The organism is Luteipulveratus mongoliensis (assembly GCF_001190945.1).
Lineage (GTDB): Bacteria > Actinomycetota > Actinomycetes > Actinomycetales > Dermatophilaceae > Luteipulveratus > Luteipulveratus mongoliensis.
In genome coordinates this window covers 2,960,317-2,980,199 of sequence record NZ_CP011112.1, presented here as the reverse complement: position 1 = coordinate 2,980,199, position 19,883 = coordinate 2,960,317, and the positions used below count along the sequence as shown (strand labels likewise).

The 19,883-nt window shown below is 67.3% G+C and carries 17 protein-coding genes and 1 tRNA gene; 1 reads left to right on the top strand and 17 read right to left on the bottom strand.

From position 1 onward, the window contains the following. Positions 1 to 24 precede the first annotated feature (24 nt). From VV02_RS14210 to VV02_RS14185, 6 genes are all read right to left on the bottom strand, one after another. Entirely contained in the window at positions 25 to 738 is a 714-nt protein-coding gene (locus VV02_RS14210) for an ABC transporter ATP-binding protein (protein WP_052592446.1), read from the bottom strand. Next, the gene (locus tag VV02_RS14205; RefSeq protein ID WP_052592444.1) at positions 725 to 1,639 is read right to left on the bottom strand and encodes an ABC transporter ATP-binding protein; all 915 of its coding nucleotides are present in this window, start codon (positions 1,637 to 1,639) and stop codon (positions 725 to 727) included. Before VV02_RS14205 ends, VV02_RS14210 begins: the two co-directional genes overlap by 14 nt. Next, positions 1,636 to 2,802 (bottom strand): branched-chain amino acid ABC transporter permease, encoded by a 1,167-nt coding sequence (locus tag VV02_RS14200; protein WP_052592443.1) that lies wholly within the window; start codon positions 2,800 to 2,802, stop codon positions 1,636 to 1,638. Before VV02_RS14200 ends, VV02_RS14205 begins: the two co-directional genes overlap by 4 nt. Then, entirely contained in the window at positions 2,799 to 3,788 is a 990-nt protein-coding gene (locus VV02_RS14195) for a branched-chain amino acid ABC transporter permease (RefSeq protein WP_245633212.1), read from the bottom strand. The genes VV02_RS14200 and VV02_RS14195 overlap by 4 nt, the downstream gene beginning before the upstream one ends. A 93-nt stretch (positions 3,789 to 3,881) precedes the next feature. Continuing rightward, positions 3,882 to 5,111: a branched-chain amino acid ABC transporter substrate-binding protein gene (locus tag VV02_RS14190; RefSeq protein ID WP_052597021.1), complete on the bottom strand. Its 1,230-nt coding sequence runs from the start codon at positions 5,109 to 5,111 to the stop codon at positions 3,882 to 3,884. Between the two features lie 205 nt (positions 5,112 to 5,316). Beyond that, the gene (locus VV02_RS14185) at positions 5,317 to 5,943 is read right to left on the bottom strand and encodes an ANTAR domain-containing response regulator (protein WP_052592440.1); all 627 of its coding nucleotides are present in this window, start codon (positions 5,941 to 5,943) and stop codon (positions 5,317 to 5,319) included. A 90-nt stretch (positions 5,944 to 6,033) separates the two neighbouring features. Between VV02_RS14185 and VV02_RS14180 the strand changes: the two genes are divergently transcribed. Continuing rightward, positions 6,034 to 6,717 carry a hypothetical protein gene (locus VV02_RS14180; protein ID WP_052592437.1) on the top strand — a complete coding sequence of 228 codons (684 nt, stop codon included), beginning with the start codon at positions 6,034 to 6,036 and terminating at the stop codon, positions 6,715 to 6,717. Between the two features lie 10 nt (positions 6,718 to 6,727). Here VV02_RS14180 and VV02_RS14175 read toward each other — a convergent pair whose 3' ends face one another. From VV02_RS14175 to trpC, 11 genes are all read right to left on the bottom strand, one after another. After that, positions 6,728 to 6,919 carry a hypothetical protein gene (locus VV02_RS14175; RefSeq protein ID WP_052592435.1) on the bottom strand — a complete coding sequence of 64 codons (192 nt, stop codon included), beginning with the start codon at positions 6,917 to 6,919 and terminating at the stop codon, positions 6,728 to 6,730. A 40-nt stretch (positions 6,920 to 6,959) separates the two neighbouring features. Next, positions 6,960 to 7,042, bottom strand: a tRNA-Leu gene (locus VV02_RS14170). A gap of 56 nt (positions 7,043 to 7,098) precedes the next feature. Continuing rightward, the gene (gene pyk / locus VV02_RS14165; protein WP_052592433.1) at positions 7,099 to 8,553 is read right to left on the bottom strand and encodes a pyruvate kinase; all 1,455 of its coding nucleotides are present in this window, start codon (positions 8,551 to 8,553) and stop codon (positions 7,099 to 7,101) included. A gap of 162 nt (positions 8,554 to 8,715) precedes the next feature. Further along, on the bottom strand, positions 8,716 to 10,173 hold the full coding sequence (locus VV02_RS14160) for a glutamate synthase subunit beta (RefSeq protein ID WP_052592431.1): 1,458 nt from the start codon (positions 10,171 to 10,173) through the stop codon (positions 8,716 to 8,718). Beyond that, positions 10,166 to 14,704: a glutamate synthase large subunit gene (gltB, locus tag VV02_RS14155; RefSeq protein WP_052592430.1), complete on the bottom strand. Its 4,539-nt coding sequence runs from the start codon at positions 14,702 to 14,704 to the stop codon at positions 10,166 to 10,168. The genes VV02_RS14160 and gltB overlap by 8 nt, the downstream gene beginning before the upstream one ends. Before the next feature lie 144 nt (positions 14,705 to 14,848). Then, positions 14,849 to 15,715: a prolipoprotein diacylglyceryl transferase gene (lgt, locus tag VV02_RS14150; protein ID WP_052592428.1), complete on the bottom strand. Its 867-nt coding sequence runs from the start codon at positions 15,713 to 15,715 to the stop codon at positions 14,849 to 14,851. Next, positions 15,712 to 16,461 (bottom strand): DsbA family protein, encoded by a 750-nt coding sequence (locus VV02_RS14145; protein WP_052592426.1) that lies wholly within the window; start codon positions 16,459 to 16,461, stop codon positions 15,712 to 15,714. The genes lgt and VV02_RS14145 overlap by 4 nt, the downstream gene beginning before the upstream one ends. A 58-nt stretch (positions 16,462 to 16,519) precedes the next feature. After that, complete coding sequence (locus VV02_RS14140) at positions 16,520 to 17,023, bottom strand: MauE/DoxX family redox-associated membrane protein (RefSeq protein WP_052592423.1); 504 nt, start codon at positions 17,021 to 17,023, stop codon at positions 16,520 to 16,522. Then, positions 17,020 to 17,814 (bottom strand): tryptophan synthase subunit alpha, encoded by a 795-nt coding sequence (trpA, locus tag VV02_RS14135; protein ID WP_052592421.1) that lies wholly within the window; start codon positions 17,812 to 17,814, stop codon positions 17,020 to 17,022. Before trpA ends, VV02_RS14140 begins: the two co-directional genes overlap by 4 nt. Next, entirely contained in the window at positions 17,811 to 19,037 is a 1,227-nt protein-coding gene (gene trpB, locus VV02_RS14130) for a tryptophan synthase subunit beta (protein ID WP_052592419.1), read from the bottom strand. Before trpB ends, trpA begins: the two co-directional genes overlap by 4 nt. After that, on the bottom strand, positions 19,034 to 19,825 hold the full coding sequence (gene trpC / locus VV02_RS14125) for an indole-3-glycerol phosphate synthase TrpC (protein WP_052592417.1): 792 nt from the start codon (positions 19,823 to 19,825) through the stop codon (positions 19,034 to 19,036). Before trpC ends, trpB begins: the two co-directional genes overlap by 4 nt. Between the last annotated feature and the right edge of the window lie 58 nt (positions 19,826 to 19,883).

The following is a 19,883-nucleotide window of genomic DNA, read 5'->3' as shown; positions in this document are numbered from 1 at the left end:
GGGCGACGACGAGGACGTACGCGCTCAGGCAGCGCCGAGGTAGGCCTCCTTGATCGCCGGGTTGGCGAGGAGCTCCTTGCCGGTGCCGGTGTGCGTGATCCGGCCGGTCTCCAGGACGTACGCCCGGTCTGCCTTGGCCAGCGCCTGGTTGGCGTTCTGCTCCACGAGCAGGATCGTCGTGCCCTGGTCGTTGACCTGCTTGATGATCGAGAAGATCTGCCGGATGAACTGCGGGGCCAGGCCCATCGACGGCTCGTCGAGCAGCAGCACCTTGGGATGACCCATCAGCGCCCGACCGATCGCGAGCATCTGCTGCTCTCCGCCGGACATCGTGCCGCCGAGCTGCTTCTGCCGCTCCTTCAACCGCGGGAACAGGTCAAAGACGCGCTCGAAGTCCTCTTTCATCTTGGACTTGTCCTTGAGCGCGTAGGCACCCATGTCGAGGTTCTCCATGATGGTCATGGCGGGGAAGATGCCACGGCCCTCCGGCGTGAGCGAGATACCTCGCGCCACGCGGGTGTGACCCTTCATCTTGGAGATGTCGTCACCCTCGAAACGGATCGAGCCGCCGGACAGGCTGAGCAGCCCGGCCAGTGTGCGCATCGTCGTGGTCTTGCCGGCGCCGTTGGCACCGATCAGACTCACGATCTCGCCCTCCTCGACCTTCAGTGACATGTCGTGGATGGCCTGAATCCGCCCGTAGTGGACGGAGATGTTGTCGACCTCAAGCAGCGCCATCGTCGGACTCCTCTCCCAGGTAGGCCGCGATGACCTTCGGGTCTTCTCTGATCTCCTGCGGGCTGCCCTCGGCGATCTTCTTGCCGAACTCCAGCACCACGATCCGGTCGGTGACGCCCATGACGAGCCGCATGTCGTGCTCGATGAGCAGCACGGTGTAGCCGTCGTCCCGGATCGTCCGGATGAGCGCCATCAGCTCGTCCTTCTCCGCCGGGTTGAAGCCGGCGGCCGGCTCGTCAAGGCACAACAGCTTGGGCTCGGTCGCGAGGGCCCGCGCGATCTCGAGGCGCCGCTGATAGCCGTACGGGAGGTTGCGGGCCAGGTCCCTGGCCTTGTCGGCGATCCCGACGAACTCCAGCAAGGCCATGCCACGCTCGATCGTGTCCTGCTCCTCGCGCCGGTGGCGGGGAGAGCGGAACACTGCGCCGGGGACGCTGGTCTTGTGCCGGGCGTCCAGCCCGACCGCGACGTTCTCCAGCGCCGTCATCTGCCCGAAGAGCCGGATGTTCTGGAACGTCCGGGCCAGGCCGAGGCGGGTGATGACGTGCTGCTTGCGGCCGCCGAGGTTATGGCCCTCGAGCTCGACCGATCCCGCGCTTGGCTTGTAGACGCCCGTCATCGCGTTGAAGCAGGTCGTCTTGCCAGCACCGTTGGGACCGATCAGACCGAGGATCTCGCCACGGCGGATGTCGAAGCTGACCGAGTCGAGCGCGGTGAGACCACCAAAGGTGACGGTCAGATCGCGGATCTCGACCAGGTTGTCGCCGACCGCGACCTCGATGTCGCGGTCGGGCGCGACGACCTGTGCGACCTCCGAGTCCAGAGGCGGCGGAGCGTCCGGGTGCTCGGTCTCGATGACGTCTGGCTGCTCGTCGGGCGTCGTGCCCGCGGGTGTGCTCATGAGCCGGACTCCTTCGCCGTCTCGACGGGTCCCGTTGGCGATTCTCGATTGGTCAACCACTTACGGGCTCTGCTCGCATAGGCGAGCAGGTGGTTGCGGGCACCGAACAGACCTTGTGGCCGGAAGATCATCAGCAGCACCAGGATGATCCCGAAGATGAGGATCTTGTACTCGGCCAGACCGGTGAATCGCAACGGGATGTACGCGATCAGCGCACCACCCAGCACGGCACCGAACTTGTTGCCTGCGCCGCCGAGGACCACCGCTGCGAGGAACAGCATCGAGGTCTGCACGTCGAACTTCTGGTTGTTGACGAAGCCGTTCAGGCCCGCGAAAAGCGCGCCAGACAGACCACCCAGAGCAGCTCCGATGCCGAACGCCCAGAGCTTGAACTTGAAGGTCGGCACACCCATGATCTCGGCGGCGTCCTCGTCTTCCCGGATGGCAATCCAGGCGCGGCCGGCTCGCGATCGCTCCAGGTTGCCCAGGAGCAGCATCATCAAAATGATGACGCTGACCGTCAGCCAGTACCAAGGAATGCCCTTGTTGTTGGCGAAGATCGGGTTGCCGTCATCGCTGGTGCCCGGAGGGGCTCCGATGTTCTGGAAGCCCGTCTGTCCGTGCAGCGCGGGGATGAGCGTCGCCAGCAAGCGGATGATCTCACCGAACCCGAGGGTGACGATCGCCAGATAGTCACCGCGCAACCGCAGCGTTGGTATGCCCAGGATGATGCCGAAGAAGACCGTCACGATCATGGCCAGGGGCAACGTCCAGAGGAACGGAAGGTGCACGAACGTGGAGTCGCTGCTCGTCCACAACGCTGCGACATAGGCGCCGACCGCGAAGAAGCCGACATATCCCAGATCGAGCAGGCCGGCCTGGCCGACCACGACGTTCAGGCCCAATGCGGCCAACGCGTAGATCGCCATGTTGGCGCAGGTGATCGGGAAGTCCGTCGACGGTTCGCTGGTGATCAGCGGCGGGTTGATGACCGGGAGCAGATAGATCAGCACTGCCCCGATAGCCAGCACGCCCCACTGCTGCCAGCGCTCGAGACCGTTCCACCAGCGGCCCAGACCGGCGAATCGGCTGGGGCGCTTGCCCTCTGCCTGGTCGTCCAGGTGTGACTGCGTAGCCGCTGCGTCTTCGATCGGGGAGCTCATGCGCGCACCTTCGCCAGGTTGCTGCCGAGGATGCCCTCGGGCCGCACCATCAGGACCAGGACGAGGACGACGAACGCGACGACGTCAGTCCACTGACCGTTGCCGAGCAGGATCTGGCCGTAGTTGCCGATGACGCCCAGCAGCAGACCACCGAGCAGTGCACCGCGCACGTTGCCGATACCGCCGAGCACTGCCGCGGTGAAGGCCTTGATGCCGAGGATGAAGCCGCCGTTGTAGACGACTCCCGAAGGCACCTTCATCACGTAGAAGAGCGCGGCCGCCCCGGCGAGGACACCACCGATGACGAAGGTCGACACGATGATGCGCTCCCGGTTGACGCCCATCAGGGTCGCGGTGTCCGGGTCCTGCGCGACCGCACGAATACCGCGGCCGATCTTCGTCCGCCGGATCAGCTGGTCGACGCCGACCATCATGACGATGGCGGCGCTGACGATGATGAGGGTGTCCGAGTAGATCAGGGTGCCGCCGATGTCGAAGACCGCCTTCGGCTGGAACATGATGACGGCCGGCTCGGCAGTCGCTCCACGCCGCCAGAAGAAGAGGTTCTGGATGACGAAGGACATGCCGATGGCGGTGATCAGGAAGACCAGGCGTGGCGCATTTCTTCGTCTCAGCGGCCGATAGGCGATCCGCTCGAGCAGGAAGGCCACCGCAGCCGCCGCAGCCATGGCCGCGAGGCACGCCAGAATCAGGTTGAGCGCGATCTCAAGAGCGCTGAGATTGGGTGGCGAAGCACCGAATCCAAGGGCACTCAAGGTGAAGACGACGGCGTACGCGCCGGTGATGAACACCTCCGAGTGAGCGAAGTTCATCAGGTTGAGCACGCCGTAGACCAGCGTGTAACCGAGAGCCACGAGCGCGTAGATCGCGCCGAAGGTCAGACCGTCGAAGGTGGCGCCTAGGAAGCTGTCGCCGAGAGCGGCCCAGTCGAAGGTGATCCACGGTTCGTCAGCGGCAATGAGCAAGGTGTGCACGGAGTTGGAGCCTCCTGAATGGTGACGGAGAGACGGGAGGCCCGCCCGAATTGCGGGCGAGCCTCCCGTTGATGCCGAACGAGATCAGTCGATGACTCCGACCGACACGATCTTGCCGTTGTCGACGCGGTAGCCGTAGACGGGCAGCTCCGCGAGCTCGCCCTTGTCATCCCACTTGTACTTCTTGCTGAGGCCCTGGCCGTCGTAGGTCTTGACGAAGTCCTTCAGCGCCGGACGCGTGACCTTGCCCTTGTCGATACCGCTCAGCAGGATCGCCGTGGCGTCGTAACCCTCGACCGAGTACGTGCCGGGCTCCTTGTTGCCGGAGACCGTCTTGTACTGGGTCGCGAAGTCCTTGATCAGCTCACCCGGGATGCAGGGGCAGGTGAAGTAGGCGTTCTTGGAGGCGTCACCGGCCAGCTTGATGAACTGGTCGTCCTTGACACCATCCGGGCCGATGAACGTGCCCTTGAAGCCCTTGCTGACCAGCTGCTGGTCGAGGGGCGCACCCTCGGCGAAGTAGCCGGAGTAGAACACCGCGTCCGCCTTGGACTTGATGATCTTGTCGACCGTGGCCGAGAAGTCCTTCTGCTTGGTCGTCACCTTGTCGGTGCCGGCGACCTTGTCGCCCAGCGCCGCGGTGCTCGTCTTGAACAGGCCAATGCCGTAGTCCGAGTCGTCCTGGACGACGAAGACCTTCTTGGCACCGATCTTGTCAGCGAGCTTCGGGACGGCCGGGCCCTGCACGTTGTCGTTGCCGAGGCCACGGAAGAACGTGGTCCAGCCGTTGGTCGACAGGGCCGGGTTGGTGGCGGACGGCGTGATGTGCACCAGGCCGGCCTGCTCGAAGATCTTGCCGGTCGCCTTGGACTCACCGGAGAACGGCAGTCCGATGACACCCACGACGCCCTTCTCGTTGGTCACCTGCGTGACCGGGCCGGTGGACTTGTTGGGGTCACCCTCGGTGTCGACCTTCTTGAAGGTCACCTGGCAGCCGGGGTTGGCCTTGTTGTGCTCGTTGATGGCGAGCTGAGCACCGTTGTAGATGTTGATACCGAGCTGGGCGTTGTCGCCCGTCATCGCGCCGATGTAGGCGATGGTCGTGCCGGCCGCGCACTTGGCCTTGCCGTCACCGGCCGGCTTCAGCGCATCTGCGGGTGCCTCGATGCTGGACTGCGCCGGCAGCTGCTTGACGGTGCTCCCCGCGCCGGAACCGGTGTCAGAGCTGCCACCGTCCTTGCTGTCATTGGCGCAGCCTGCGAGAACGAACGCCGCAGCGGCGAGCGCCGCTGAAGCCTTGATGGACCGAGACACAGTCAGCCTCCGTGTGTGTCGAAAGAGTTCGTAGACGACCGGCTCGATCACTCGATCCGGTCCGCCCCCATGGAACAGGTCGCTCGAAAGTAGCCCCGACCGTGCCGTGCTGATGGCACTTCTCCACAACTCCCGCATGTCGTGACCAATCTGCGGCCTGCGACGGGAGTCACACGGGCTTTGACCCTTACGTCTCGTGCTGCCGTCAGGACTTCGGGTCGTCCGACATGCCGTCGATGACGGCGTCGGAGATCTCGCGCATGCCGAGCCGGCGGTCCATGGCGGTCTTCTGGATCCATCGGAAGGCCGCCGCCTCATCGATGTCGAGGCGCTTCATCAGGATGCCTTTGGCGCGGTCCAGCCGCTTGCGGGTCTCCAGGCGTTCGCCCAGGTCAGCGACCTCCTGAGCAAGAACCGCCCGCTCCCTCCACCGAGAGGTCGCGACTGAGATGGCCGGGCGCAGGTCATCGATGGTGAAGGGCTTGAGGACGTACGCCATGACGCCGGCATCGCTGGCGCGCTCGACCAGGTCCTTGTCGCTGAAGGCGGTCAGCATGACGACCGGCGCGATGCCGTCCTCGCCGATCTGGCTGGCCGCGGAGATCCCGTCGAGCACGGGCATCTTGACGTCCATCACGACCAGGTCCGGCTTCAGCTCGCGGGCCTTGGCGACGGCTTCCTCGCCGTTGCCCACCTCGGCCACGACGTCGTACCCGGCCTCGCCGAGCATCTCGGCAAGATCCATGCGGATCAAAGCCTCGTCCTCGGCCACCACCACGCGGAGCTGTCCGCCGGCGGATTCATCAGTGGTCGCACGCACGCTCTCGGTCACGAGATCAGCCTACCGACGGGTTCTGGCGCCGGATCGCCGTACGTCGCGCCCGTGCTGAGCATCACGCGGGCCGCATGTGACCATGCTGCGGTGACCACCGTGTTCGACACCCTGTTCCAGGCCGCCGAGGTTGATATCCGGGAGGGGAGCCACCGGCGCGATGTCCCGCCTGACGAGGGCGGACGCTGGCCGATCAGCATCGTGCTCTCGCTCCCCGACCCGATGCGCCAGGAGGTGGCTTCGCTGATGCGCGAGGCCGAGTTCTACGCAGGCCCGGGTCATTTCATGACCGGCCACGAGGAGGCCGCACACATCACGGTGCGCGCGATCGAGCCCTACCGGGCGGCCGCCGCGCCCGTGGATCCCATCGCCCAGCGCTGCGCCGCAGCCGTACGCCGGACCGCGCGTGCCACGAACGCCCTCACCTTCGCCCTCACGGGGGTCACGTTGACCAGCGGCAGTGTGATGGCTCAGCTCGAGCCGAGCGATCAGCGCGCCTGGCAGCTCATGGACCGGATGGCGGCCGAGCTCGGCGAGGACGCGTACTACGAGCGGGATGACCCACGAGACATCTTCTACGCCAACCTGATCCACTTCGCCGCCGACATCAGGGACCCCGCGGGTCTGATCGAGTGGTCGCAGTCACGCCGCCGGATCGAGCCGGTCGCCTACCGGGTCGACACGTTGGAGCTGGTGCGTTTTCACTACACCGAGAACGGCCGGGATCGCTTCATGCGCATGAGCTCGTGGTGCCGGACGCCGCTGGACGCCTGAGCGCGGCGGCTCAGAACAGCTGACGACCGAAGGCCCACCAGAAGCCGCAGGCCATGGCCGCGACAGCGACGGTCCACGACGGCCAGCCGGCCGTGCCGACGAGGACGCCGCAGATGCCGACCAGGAAGCCGAGCGCCATCCCGATCACGCCGTGCCTGTTGGGGCCGTCCTTCGATGGACGCGTGTCGCTGGGCTCGGACATGACGGTCCCCTGACTGGTGCGCAAAGCGAGTGAATAAGAGTGCCGGGAGCGGGACTTGAACCCGCACGCCCTTTCGAGCAGAGCATTTTGAGTGCTCCGTGTCTGCCATTCCACCACCCCGGCGAGTGCCGAGTCAGGATACGGCAGAAGCCCGCTCGCCCTGAACTCGGACACGGCGGCTAACCCTTGTCGAGCTCCTGGTATGCCGGCGCCACCTTGTTCTTGGCATCGCCCATCCGGTGGACCCGCAGCGCGTTGGTCGAGCCAGGGATCCCGGGGGGCGAGCCGGCGACGATGATCACCCTGTCCCCCTCAGCGCAGCGCTTGGAGGACAGCAGGATCTCGTCGACCTGAGCGGCCATCTGGTCGGTGTGCTTCACGGTCGGGGTGAGGAACGTCTCCATGCCCCACACCAGCGCGAGCTGTGACCGGGTCGAGCCGTTCGGCGTGAACGCCAGCATCGGACGCTTGCTGCGGATGCGGGCCATCCGCAGCGCGGAGTCGCCTGAGGTCGTGAAGGTGACGAGGTACTTCACATCGAGCAGGTCACCGATCTCGGCGGCTGCCGCGGTGACGGCACCACCCATGGTGTGCGGGCGCGTACCGAGACCCGGAATGCGCTCCAGACCGTGCTCCTCCGTGCTCTCGATGATGCGCGACATCGTGCGTACCGCGTCGATCGGCCATGCGCCCACGCTCGTCTCGCCGGACAGCATGATTGCGTCCGCCCCGTCGAGCACCGCGTTCGCACAGTCGGACGCCTCGGCGCGGGTCGGCCTGGAGTTCTCGATCATCGACTCGAGCACCTGCGTGGCGACAATGACCGGCTTCGCGGAGCGGCGGGCGAGCTCGACCGCACGCTTCTGCACGATCGGTACGTCCTCGAGCGGCATCTCGACGCCGAGGTCGCCTCGGGCGACCATGATGCCGTCGAACGCGTCGACGATCTCGGCGAGGTTGTCGACCGCCTGCGGCTTCTCGACCTTGGCGATCACCGGGAGTCGTACGCCAACCTCGTCCATGATCTCGTGCACCCGCTTGATGTCGCTCGCGTTGCGCACGAAGGACAGGGCGATCATGTCCGCGCGGAGCTTGAGCGCCCAGCGCAGGTCTTCCTCGTCCTTGGTCGACAGGGCGGGGACACTGACTGCGACACCGGGCAGGTTGATGCCCTTGTGATTGGAGACGGCACCGCCCTCGACGACCTCGGTGACCACGTCGGTGTCGGTGACCTCGACCGCGCGCAGCTCGACCTTGCCATCGTCGATCAGCAGACGGTCGCCGGGCTTCACATCGCCGGGCAGCCCCTTGTAGGTGGTCGACACCCGATCCTGGTCGCCCTCGATGTCATCGACGGTGATGGTGAACCGGTCCCCCGGCGCGATCTTGATCGGTCCCTTGGCGAAGGTGCCGGTCCGGATCTTGGGTCCTTGCAGGTCCACCAGGATCCCGACCGCACGCTGGGTGTCGTCGCTGGCTTCGCGAATGTAGGTATAGACCTGCTCGTGGTCGGCATAGGAGCCGTGGGACAGGTTGAGTCGAGCGACATCCATGCCCGCGGTCACGAGGTCGTGGACCCGTTGGGCTGTGGAGGTGGCAGGTCCGAGTGTGGCAACGATCTTGGCACGGCGCATGAACCAACACTATCCACCGAAAACGCACATCACGCAGCCGGCTTGCACAACGATGCCGGCACGGGTGAGCCTGCGAATCCGTCCGGAGGAGGAGTGCGCGCCAGAGCTACAGCAACGTACGGTCGGGTAATTGCGGATGACGGCCGGACGGCCGCCCACCGACTACGCGGTGAGCGGCCGTTCGGTCGGTCGAATCGGGTAGGGCAGGTTGGACGAACCGGTCAGGAAAGCGTCGACTCCCTTTGCGGCAGAACGGCCTTCGGCGATCGCCCACACGATGAGCGACTGCCCACGACCGGCGTCACCGGCCACGAAGACACCCGGCACCGAGGTCATGTAAGAGTCGTCCCGCACGATGTTGGAACGCTCATCCGTCTCCACGCCGAGCTGCTCGACCAGACCCTCCGGCGCCGGACCCAGGAAGCCCATCGCCAGCAGCACGAGCTGGGCCGGGATCTCACGCTCGGAGCCCTCGACCTCCTCGAACCCCTTGTCGCCCATCTTGACCTCGACGAGGCGCAGCGCCTTGACCTTGCCGTCCTTGTCGCCGAGCACCTCCTTGGTGCTCGTGGCGTAGACGCGGTCGCCGCCCTCCTCGTGCGCACTCGCGACGCGGAAGAGCATCGGGTACGTCGGCCACGGCTGGCCGTCCACGCGCTCCTCACCCGGGCGCGGCATGATCTCCAGCTGCGTGATCGACCGGGCACCCTGGCGGATGGCCGTACCGAGGCAGTCGGCACCGGTGTCGCCACCGCCGATGATCACGACGTCCTTGTCGGTCGCCAGGATCTGGTCCTCGACCTCCTGGCCGAGCGCGACCCGGTTAGCGTCCGGCAGGTAGTCCATCGCCTGCACGATGCCGTCGAGCTCGCGCCCCGGGACGGGGAGGTCACGCGGAACAGTCGATCCGACGGCCAGCACGACGGCGTCGTACCGAGCACGCAGCTGGGTGCCGGTGATGTCGTCACCGATGCTGCGGTTGCAGCGGAAGCGAGTGCCCTCAGCAGTCATCTGCTCCAGGCGACGGTCCAGGACGGACTTCTCCATCTTGAACTCGGGGATGCCATAGCGCAGCAGGCCGCCGGGCTTGTCGGCCCGCTCGTAGACCGCGACCGTGTGACCGGCGCGGGTGAGTTGCTGAGCAGCAGCGAGGCCGGCCGGACCGGACCCAACCACCGCGACCGTCTTGTTGGTCAGACGGGCGGGCGGCTGCGGCTCGACACCGTCGCGGGCGAAGGCCTGCTCGATGGTGGTCAGCTCGACCTGCTTGATCGTCACTGCGGGCTCACTGATGCCGAGCACGCAGGCGGTCTCGCACGGAGCCGGGCACAACCGCCCCGTGAACTCCGGGAAGTTGTTGGTCGCGTGCAGCCGCTCGATGGCGTCCGGCCAGTCGCCCCGCCACGCGAGGTCGTTCCACTCAGGGATCAGGTTGCCAAGCGGACAACCGTTGTGGCAGAAGGGAATTCCGCAGTCCATGCAGCGGCCGGCCTGGCGCTGGAGCTGACCGAGCTCCTGCTCCTCATAGACCTCACGCCAGTCCTTGATCCGGACGGGCACCGGACGGCGGGCGGGCAGCTCGCGCTCCCGCGTCGTCAAGAATCCACGGGGGTCAGCCACGGTTGGCCTCCATGATCCGCTCCCACACCTGGGGGCTGTCGGGGTCGAGGCCTTCGTCTGCGGCCTCGGTTCGGACGTCGAGCACCTTCTGGTAGGTGCGCGGAAGGACGAGGGAGAACCGCTCGACCGCCGCCGGCCACTCCGCCAGGAGCTTGCCCGCAACGCTGGAGTCGGTCCATTCCTCGTGGGCGCGCAGCAGGTCGTGCACGGCTGCGATGTCTGCCTCACGCAGGCCGATCACGTCGACCAGCTCGGGGTTGACCTGGCTCTCGTCGAGGTCCAGGACGTACGCCTGTCCCCCGGACATCCCCGCCGCGAAGTTGCGGCCGGTCTGACCGAGCACCAGCACGGTGCCGCCTGTCATGTATTCGCAGGCGTGGTCGCCCACGCCCTCGACGACGGCGGTCGCACCGGAGTTGCGCACGCAGAACCGCTCCCCCACCACACCGCGCAGGAAGATCTGCCCACTGGTCGCGCCGTAGCCAATGACGTTGCCAGCAATGGCGTTTCGTTCGGCGACGAGCGAGGCATCCCGCAGGGGGCGTACGACGATGCGGCCTCCCGAGAGGCCCTTGCCGACGTAGTCGTTCGCTTCGCCGTAAAGACGGAGCGTGACACCGGCCGGGACGAACGCGCCGAACGACTGGCCTGCCGAACCGGTGAACGAGACGTCGATGGTGTCGTCAGCCAACCCGTCGGGATAGCGCTTGGTCACCTCGTGTCCGAGCATGGTGCCGACCGTGCGGTTGACGTTGCTGACGGGCACCTCGATGCGCACCGGCGCCTGGTGCTCCAGGGCGTCCTTGCTCATCGTGATCAGCTGCAGGTCCAGGGCCTTCTCGAGGCCGTGGTCCTGAAGGACGGTCTGGTGCCGCGAGGTGCCCTCGGGGAGCTCGACATTCGCCAGGACCGGGCTGAGGTCCAGACCACTGGCCTTCCAGTGGTCGACGGCGCGCGCGGTGTCCAGGACGCCGACCTGACCGATCGCCTCGTCGAGCGTGCGGAAGCCGAGCTCGGCGAGCAGCTCGCGCACCTCCTCGGCGATGTACTCGAAGAAGGTCTCGACGAACTCCGGCTTACCGCTGAACCGCGCTCGCAGGTCCGGGTTCTGGGTCGCGATGCCGACCGGACAGGTGTCGAGGTGACAGACCCGCATCATGATGCAGCCGCTCACGACCAACGGTGCGGTCGCGAAGCCGTACTCCTCAGCACCCAGCAGCGCCGCGATGACGACGTCTCGACCGGTCTTGAGCTGACCGTCGGTCTGCACCACGATCCGGTTGCGCAGGCCATTGAGCAGCAGCGTCTGCTGGGTCTCGGCGAGGCCGAGCTCCCACGGTCCGCCCGCGTGCTTGAGCGAGGTCAGCGGCGATGCGCCGGTGCCGCCGTCATGACCGGAGATGAGGACGACGTCCGCATGCGCCTTGGAGACGCCGGCCGCCACCGTGCCGACTCCGACCTCGCTGACCAGCTTGACGTGGATGCGCGCCTGCGGGTTGGCGTTCTTGAGGTCATGGATCAGCTGAGCCAGGTCCTCGATCGAGTAGATGTCGTGGTGCGGGGGCGGCGAGATGAGGCCGACGCCCGGCGTCGAGTGACGCGTCTTGGCCACCCACGGGTAGACCTTGTGGCCGGGCAGCTGGCCACCCTCGCCCGGCTTGGCGCCCTGCGCCATCTTGATCTGGATGTCGTCGGACTCGGTGAGGTAGTGCGACGTCACACCGAAGCGCCCGCTCGCGACCTGCTTGATCGCCGAGCGCCGCTCTGGGTCGGTCAGCCGCTCGGGGTCCTCGCCGCCCTCACCGGTATTCGACCGCCCGCCGAGACGGTTCATCGCGATCGCGAGCGTCTCGTGTGCCTCCATGCTGATCGAGCCGTAGCTCATCGCACCCGTGTTGAACCGCTTGACGATCTCGCTGACCGGCTCGACCTCATCGATGGAGATCGGTCCGCGGTCGCTGCTGAAGCCGAAGAGACCGCGCAGCGTCATCAGCCGCTCGGACTGGTTGTCGACCGCCTCGGTGTACTTCTTGAAGATGTCGTAGCGGCGGGCACGCGTGGAGTGCTGGAGCCGGAACACCGTCTCCGGGTCGAACAGGTGCGGCTCACCCTCGCGGCGCCACTGATACTCGCCACCATCTTCGAGCGTGCGGTGCGAGGGACCCTGGCCGTCCTTGGGGTACGCCTTCGCGTGCCGCTCGGCGACCTCCCGGGCCACGATGTCCAGCCCGATGCCACCGAGGCGAGACACGGTGCCGGTGAAGTAGGCATCGACCAGCTCTTGCGACAGTCCGGTCGCCTCGAATACCTGCGCGCCGCGGTAGGACGCGACGGTGGAGATGCCCATCTTGGACATCACCTTCAGCACGCCCTTGCCGAGCGCCTTGATGAGGTTGCGCACCGCCTGCTCGGCGTTGACATCGGTCAGCACCCCACGGCGTACGAGGTCCTCGACGGACTCCATCGCGAGGTACGGGTTGACCGCGGCCGCGCCGTAGCCGACGAGGAGGGCCACGTGATGGACCTCGCGGACATCGCCGGCCTCGACGATCAGACCGACCTGGGTGCGGGTCTTCTCACGGGTCAGGTGGTGGTGCACGGCCGCCGTCAGCAGCAGCGACGGGATCGGCGCGAACGCCGGCCCGCTGTCGCGGTCGGACAGCACCACGAAGCGGTGGCCGTCCTCGATGGCCTGCGAGACCTCGGCGAAGATGCCCTGCAGGCGGGCGCGCATCGCGCTCACGCCACCTGCGACGCGGTAGGTGCCGCGGATGACGTAGGTCGCGTAGCCGGGCATGTCGCCGCGGGAGTTGAGATGGACGATCTTGGCGAGCTCGTCGTTGTCGATGACCGGGAACGGCAGCTCGAGCTGACGGGCATGCGCGGGGCTGGCCTCGAGCGCGTTGCCCTCCGGACCCATGAGCGTGCCGAGCGAGGTCACCAGCTCCTCGCGGATGGCGTCCAGCGGCGGGTTGGTCACCTGCGCGAACAGCTGACTGAAGTAGTCGAACAGCAGCCGCGGCCGACTGGACAGCACGGCGATCGGCGTGTCCGTGCCCATCGAGCCCAGCGCCTCGCCACCCGTGCGGGCCATCGGCGAGAGCAGGATCTTCAGCTCTTCCTGCGTGTAGCCGAAGGTCTGCTGACGGCGTACGACCGAGGCCGGCGTGTGCCAGACGTGCTCGCGCTCGGGGAGGTCCTCGAAGCGGACGATGCCCGCGTGCAGCCACTCCTCGTAAGGGTTCTCCGCGGCGAGGGACGCCTTGACCTCGTCGTCACCGACAATCCGGCCGTGCTCGGTGTCGACGAGGAACATCTTGCCGGGCTGCATCCGGCCCTTGCGTACGACCGTGGCCGGGTCAAGGTCCAGGACGCCGGCCTCCGAGGCCAGGACGACCAGACCGTCGCTGGTCACGGCGTAGCGCCCGGGGCGCAGACCGTTGCGGTCCAGCACCGCGCCGACCAGCGTGCCGTCGGTGAAGGTGACACAGGCGGGGCCGTCCCACGGCTCCATGATCGTGGAGTGGAACTCGTAGAACGCACGGCGGGCCGGGTCCATCGTGGCGTGGTTCTCCCACGCCTCGGGAATCATCATCAGGACCGAGTGCGGCAGGCTGCGGCCACCGAGGTGGAGCAGCTCGAGCACCTCGTCGAAGGTGGCCGAGTCGGACGCCTCCGGGGTGCAGATCGGGAAGATGCGGGACAGGTCGCCCGGGATGACGTCGCTGGAGAGCGTCGACTCACGCGCGCTCATCCAGTTGCGGTTGCCGCGCACCGTGTTGATCTCGCCGTTGTGGGCGATGAAGCGGTACGGGTGCGCGAGGGGCCAGGACGGGAATGTGTTGGTCGAGAACCGTGAGTGGACCAGGGCGAGCTCGGTGGCGAAGCGACGGTCCGACAGGTCGGGGAAGAACGGCTCCAGCTGACCGGTCGTCAGCATGCCCTTGTAGACCAGGGTCCGCGCGGACAGCGACGCGAAGTAGACCGCGAGCTCACGCTCGGCGCGCTTGCGCAGGCAGAACGCCAGGCGGTCGAGCTCGACGCCGCCCAGGTCACCCTCAGCCGAGGCCACGAACACGTGGCGGAAGACCGGCATCGTCTGCAGGGCCATCTCACCGACCAGGGACGGATCGGTCGGGACGTCGCGCCAACCCACGACCCGCAGGCCCTCCTGGGACGCGAGGACGTCGAGCTGCTCCCCGATGTGCCACTGCTCATCGGGATCGGTCGGCATGAACGCGAGGCCGACGGCGTACTGGCCTGCGGGCGGCAGGTCGAAACCGGCCACCTCACGCAGGAACTCGTCGGGGACCTGCGTCAGGATGCCGGCGCCGTCACCGACGGTGGGATCAGCGCCCGTGGCTCCACGGTGCTCGAGGTTGCGCAGCGCGGTCAGCGCGTGATCAACGATGTCGTGGCCGGCAGTGCCACGCATCGTGGCGACCATCGCGACACCGCACGCGTCGTGCTCGTTCGCGGGGTCGTACAGACCTGTGGCCGGAGGCTGGGCGGAGAAGTGGGCAAGACCCATGTGATGACTCACCGTCCTGTCGTCGTCGGGACGCGGTGACCAGGGGCCAAAGCGTCGGGCAGGGAGAGCCATGCAGGACGACATTGGCCAGCGTGGACAGTCAGAGCACTTTATCGGCGCCCGATCTGTTTCACAACATGGACTTCAGATCTCAGATGTTGAGACGCTCTCTGTCGCTGGTCGCCCGCCGTCCGGATCACGCCGCCCGAGGTGGATGAACGCCACCAGACCGGCCAGGAACACCAGGATCGACATCCAGACGTTGACGCGGACTCCGAGGATGTGGTTGGCCGGATCGCTGCGCATCAGCTCGAACACGATGCGGCCGATCGGGTAGAGCGTGATGTAGAGCGCGAAGGAGCGCCCGCGCCCGAGGACCCGCCGTCGGTCGATCAGCACCACGATCAGCGCGATCAGCAGGCACCAGATCGACTCGTAGAGGAAGGTCGGGTGGAACGGTCCGCCTGGCTTGAGGATGGCGTCGCCCGCCGCGTTGCGAACGGCTTCCCCGTCGGACCACTCGTGTACCTGCAGACCCCACGGCAGGTCGGTGTGCCCGCCATACAGCTCGTTGTTGAAGTAGTTGCCCCACCGGCCCATCGCCTGGGCGATCGCGACGCCGGGAGCGGCCGCATCGGCGTACTCCAGGAACGGGATCCCGTGGCGGCGGCAGCCGAGCCAGGCACCGAAGGCGCCGAGCGCGACGGCACCCCAGATGCCGAGGCCGCCGTGCCAGATCTTGAAGGCGTCGAGAGGGTGACCGCCCTTGCCGAAGTACGGCTGGGGCGTCGTGATCACGTGGTAGAGCCGGCCACCGAGGATGCCGAACGGCACCGCCCAGTAGGCCACCGTCAGTGCATCGTCGACGTGGTGGCCACGGTCGACCAGGCGACGCCCGCAGACCCAGATGGCCACGGCGATGCCGGCCAGGATGCAGAGCGCGTACGCCCGCAGCGGGAACGGTCCGAGGGACCAGACGCCGCTCGTGGGGCTCGGGATGGAGGCTCTCACTTGCCGGTCGCGGCCTTGAGCACGGCAGGGAAGGTGTTCGGCTGCTGGATCAGCTGGCCGACCTGGTCGTCCGCGAGCTTCTTGCCGTCGACCTTGACCGCGGGCGTGCCGTTGATGCCGTCGTCGTTGGACCGCTTCTCGGTGTCCTTGACGTAGTCGTCGTAGGTCCCGTCATCAACACACTTGGTGAAGGTCGTCGCGGCCGCTCCCGTGATGCCGGCTCCTGTGGCGAAGGTCTTCTTCAGCTGGTCGTCGGTGTAGCCCTGGCCCTCCTGGGTGGGCTGACCGGCGAAGACGGCGTTGTGGTACTCCGGGAACTTGCCCGCATCGGCCGCACAGAATCCCGCGTTGGCAGCCCTCTTGGACGAATCGTTGCTGAGGTTGTCGTCCAGGAAGGACATCATGTGCACGACGAGCTTGATGTCACCCGCGGCCGCCAGCTGCTGGATCGACTTGCCGTTGTTCTTCTCGAGCTGGCCGCAGACCGGGCACTGGAAGTCCTCGTAGACATCAACCGTCGGTACGCCTGACTTCGCCTTGCCCGGGTACATCACGACGCCGTTGCCCTCAGCCACGGAAGCCTTCGGACCCTTGGCATCGAGCTTGCCGAACGGGTTGGTCAGCAGGAAGGCCCCGCCGGCCACGATCACGAGGACAACCGCGATCACCGCGGCGATGAGGGCCTTCGGCGGCCCTTCCTTCGGCTTGGTGGCAGCGAGCTTGGCTGAGGCGTCGGGGCGAGCCATGCGTTGAGTCTCCTTGGTCGTCGAGCCCCGGACGACCGGGGCGCAGTCTCGGTCGGGGTCAGCTGCCCCACAGTCGCCCGTCCAGGCTCCATCGGGAGCGCGGGCGGACCACCAACCAGACGGCGCACAGCGCCAGCCCGGTGTCACGCAGGATCTCCTGCAGGTACTTCGTCTGGTTCTCATCCACCGAGCCACCGCCGCCGAAGCAGCCGCAGTCGATGGTCAGGCCACGCGCCCAGGCGGAGGCGATGCCACCGATGAAGGCGAGCATCAGCAGGCCGCCGAGCACGGCGGTGCCGCGGGTCAGCAGGCCGGCCAGCAGCAGCAGGCCGAGGACGATCTCCAGCATCGGCAGCAGAGTGCCGACGAAGTTGGCGAGATCGACAGGCATCAGGTCATAGGCCCGCGTCGCTGTGCGCGAGCTGCCGAGATGGGTGATCTTGAGCAGCCCGGCGGCCACCAGCACCCCGCCCAGCAGCAGTCTCGCCACCAGGCCGATCCAGTCCTTCACGGCCAGGGAACGATCCGAGGTCCCCTGCAGTGCCCGGACGCTGGAAGTCATCCCCGGACGCCCTCCGCGAGCTCTCGTGTCACGCGCGCCAGCTCGGCAAGCCCCGCGTCCAGGTCGGGTGCCTCGACGAGGCAGCGGACGAGGGCTGAGCCCACGATCACACCATCGGCGAACTGCGCGACCTGCTTGGCCTGCGCTCCGGTCGAGACGCCGAGGCCGACACACACGGGGAGATCGGTGACCTGGCGTACGCGACCCACCAGGATCGACGCGGCGTCGCCGACGCTGTCGCGGGCTCCCGTCACACCCATGAGCGCGGTCGCATAGACGAACCCGCTCGACGCAGCCGTGGTGCTGATCAGCCGCTCGTCCGTGGAACTCGGGGCCACCAGGAAGATCCGGTCGAGGTCGTGCGCCTCGCTGGCCGCGATCCAGTCCTGCGCCTCGTCGGGCACCAGATCCGGTGTGATGAGTCCGGACCCGCCGGCGGCCGCGAGATCCGCGGCGAATCGGTCTGGGCCATAACGGAGTACGGGGTTCCAGTAGGTCATGACCAGCGCGCCGGCACCGGTCGCCGACACGGCGCGGGCCGCCTTCATCACGTCAGCGACACGGACGCCGGCCTCAAGGGCCTTGGTCGCGGCCGTCTGAATGATCGGGCCGTCCATCAGCGGGTCGGTGTAGGGCAGGCCGATCTCGACGACGTCGACGCCGTTCTCGACCATGACCTCCATCGCCCGGATCGAGCCCTCGACGTCGGGGAAGCCCACCGGCAGGTAGCCGACCAGTGCGGCTCGACCCTCTGCCTTGGTCGAGGCCAGCACCTCACTCAGCCGGCTCACGACTGCTCTCCCTCTGCCTTGTCCGCCTTGTCAGGAAGCAGGCCGAACCAGCGCGCAGCCGTGTCGACGTCCTTGTCTCCCCTGCCGGACAGGTTAACCAGCACCAAGCCGTCCGGACCGAGCTGGCGACCGACCTTCATCGCGCCGGCGAGAGCGTGCGCGCTCTCGATCGCCGGGAGGATGCCCTCGGTCTGCGACAGCAGCTTGAACGCCTCCATCGCTTCGTCGTCGGTGATCGGCTGGTACTCCGCCCGACCGATGTCCTTGAGGTAGGCGTGCTCCGGGCCGACGCTCGGGTAGTCCAGGCCGGCCGACACCGAGTGCGACTCGATCGTCTGACCGTCGTCGTCCTGCAGCACGTAGGTGAACGCGCCATGGAGTACGCCGGGGGTCGCCTCGCCGCTGAAGCGCGCCGCGTGCCGCCCCGACTCCGGGCCTTCTCCCCCGCCCTCGAAGCCGATGAGGCGGACGTCGGTGTCGTCGATGAAGCGGTGGAAGATGCCCATCGCGTTGGACCCGCCGCCGACGCACGCGCACACCGCGTCCGGCAGCCGACCGAAGGTGTCCAGCACCTGTTGCCGCGCCTCGACGCCGATGATGCGGTGGAAGTCACGCACCATCTCCGGGAACGGGTAGGGACCGGTGACGGTGCCGAGGACGTAGTGCGTGTCGTCGACGTTGGTCACCCAGTCGCGGAAGGCCTCGTTGACCGCGTCCTTGAGGGTGCGGCTGCCGTGGTCGACCGGGACGACCTCGGCACCGAGCAGTCGCATGCGGGCGACGTTGAGCGCCTGCCGCTCGGTGTCGACCCGGCCCATGTAGACGACGCACTCCAGGCCGAGCAGGGCAGCGGCGGTGGCGGTCGCGACGCCGTGCTGTCCTGCGCCGGTCTCAGCGATGACGCGTCGCTTGCCCATCCGTTGGGTGAGCAGCGCTTGGCCCAGCACGTTGTTGATCTTGTGCGAACCGGTGTGGTTGAGGTCCTCGCGCTTGAGGACCACGCGCGCCCCGCCACAGTGCTCGGCAAAGCGCGGCACCTCGGTGATGATGCTCGGTCTGCCGGTGTAGGTGCGGTGCAGCTCAGCGAGCTGCCCGAGGAACCCGGGGTCGTGCATCGCCTTCAGGCGCTGCTCATCGAGCTCCTCGAGCGCAGCCACCAACGCCTCGGGGACGTAGCGCCCGCCGTAGTCGCCGAAGCGCCCAATCCTGTTGTCCTGGTTCATGACTCACTTCCTTGGCGCAGGCGGCCGACCGCGGCTCGCGGGTCGCCGCCGGTGACGAGGGCTTCCCCCACCAGCACGGCGTCCGCACCTGCGGCGACGTAGTCGGAGACATCGGCCGGACCTCGTACGCCGGACTCGGCGACGGTGACCGCGCTCGACGGGACCAGCGGGGAGAGGCGGGCGAACGTCGTACGGTCGACGTCGAGTGTCTTGAGGTTGCGGGCGTTGATGCCGATGACGGACGCCCCGAGCGAGGCCGCACGCTCGGTCTCGGGCTCGTCGTGCACCTCGACCAGCGCCGTCATACCGAGCTCACCGGCCAGCTGGTGGAGGTCGCGCAGCCGGCTGTCATCGAGTGCCGCGACGATCAGCAGGATGACGTCCGCGCCGTGTGCGCGAGCCTCCCAGAGCTGGTAGTCGCTGACCATGAAGTCCTTGCGCAGCAACGGGATCGAGACCGCGGCCCGCACCGCGTCCAGGTCATCGAGAGTGCCGCCGAAGCGACGCTGCTCGGTGAGGACGGAGATGACCGAGGCGCCACCGGCGGCATAGTCCGCGGCAAGAGCTGCCGGATCGGCGATGGCCGCCAGGTCGCCCTTGCTGGGACTGCGGCGCTTGACCTCGGCGATGACCTTGACCGGCCCGTCGGCACGCAATGCTGCGAGGGCGTCGAGGGCGGGCGGGAGATCGCTCACCCGACTCTGCAGGTCGGCCAGCGATGTCGTACGCCGGCGGACGTCGAGGTCCTCACGGACCCCGCTGATGATCTCGTCGAGGACCGTGGGCACCGCAGCAGGCTACCTGCCGATCTCGGACCGCCCGGACGACGGTCTGCCTGCCGGACAG

Coding starts and splice junctions, on each gene's coding strand:
- VV02_RS14210 (WP_052592446.1), bottom strand. CDS start 738: ATGGCGCTGCTTGAGGTCGACAACATCTCCGTCCACTACGGGCGGATT.
- VV02_RS14140 (WP_052592423.1), bottom strand. CDS start 17,023: ATGACTTCCAGCGTCCGGGCACTGCAGGGGACCTCGGATCGTTCCCTG.
- trpB (WP_052592419.1), bottom strand. CDS start 19,037: ATGAACCAGGACAACAGGATTGGGCGCTTCGGCGACTACGGCGGGCGC.
- VV02_RS14145 (WP_052592426.1), bottom strand. CDS start 16,461: ATGGCTCGCCCCGACGCCTCAGCCAAGCTCGCTGCCACCAAGCCGAAG.
- VV02_RS14205 (WP_052592444.1), bottom strand. CDS start 1,639: ATGAGCACACCCGCGGGCACGACGCCCGACGAGCAGCCAGACGTCATC.
- VV02_RS14200 (WP_052592443.1), bottom strand. CDS start 2,802: ATGAGCTCCCCGATCGAAGACGCAGCGGCTACGCAGTCACACCTGGAC.
- gltB (WP_052592430.1), bottom strand. CDS start 14,704: ATGGGTCTTGCCCACTTCTCCGCCCAGCCTCCGGCCACAGGTCTGTAC.
- pyk (WP_052592433.1), bottom strand. CDS start 8,553: ATGCGCCGTGCCAAGATCGTTGCCACACTCGGACCTGCCACCTCCACA.
- VV02_RS14175 (WP_052592435.1), bottom strand. CDS start 6,919: ATGTCCGAGCCCAGCGACACGCGTCCATCGAAGGACGGCCCCAACAGG.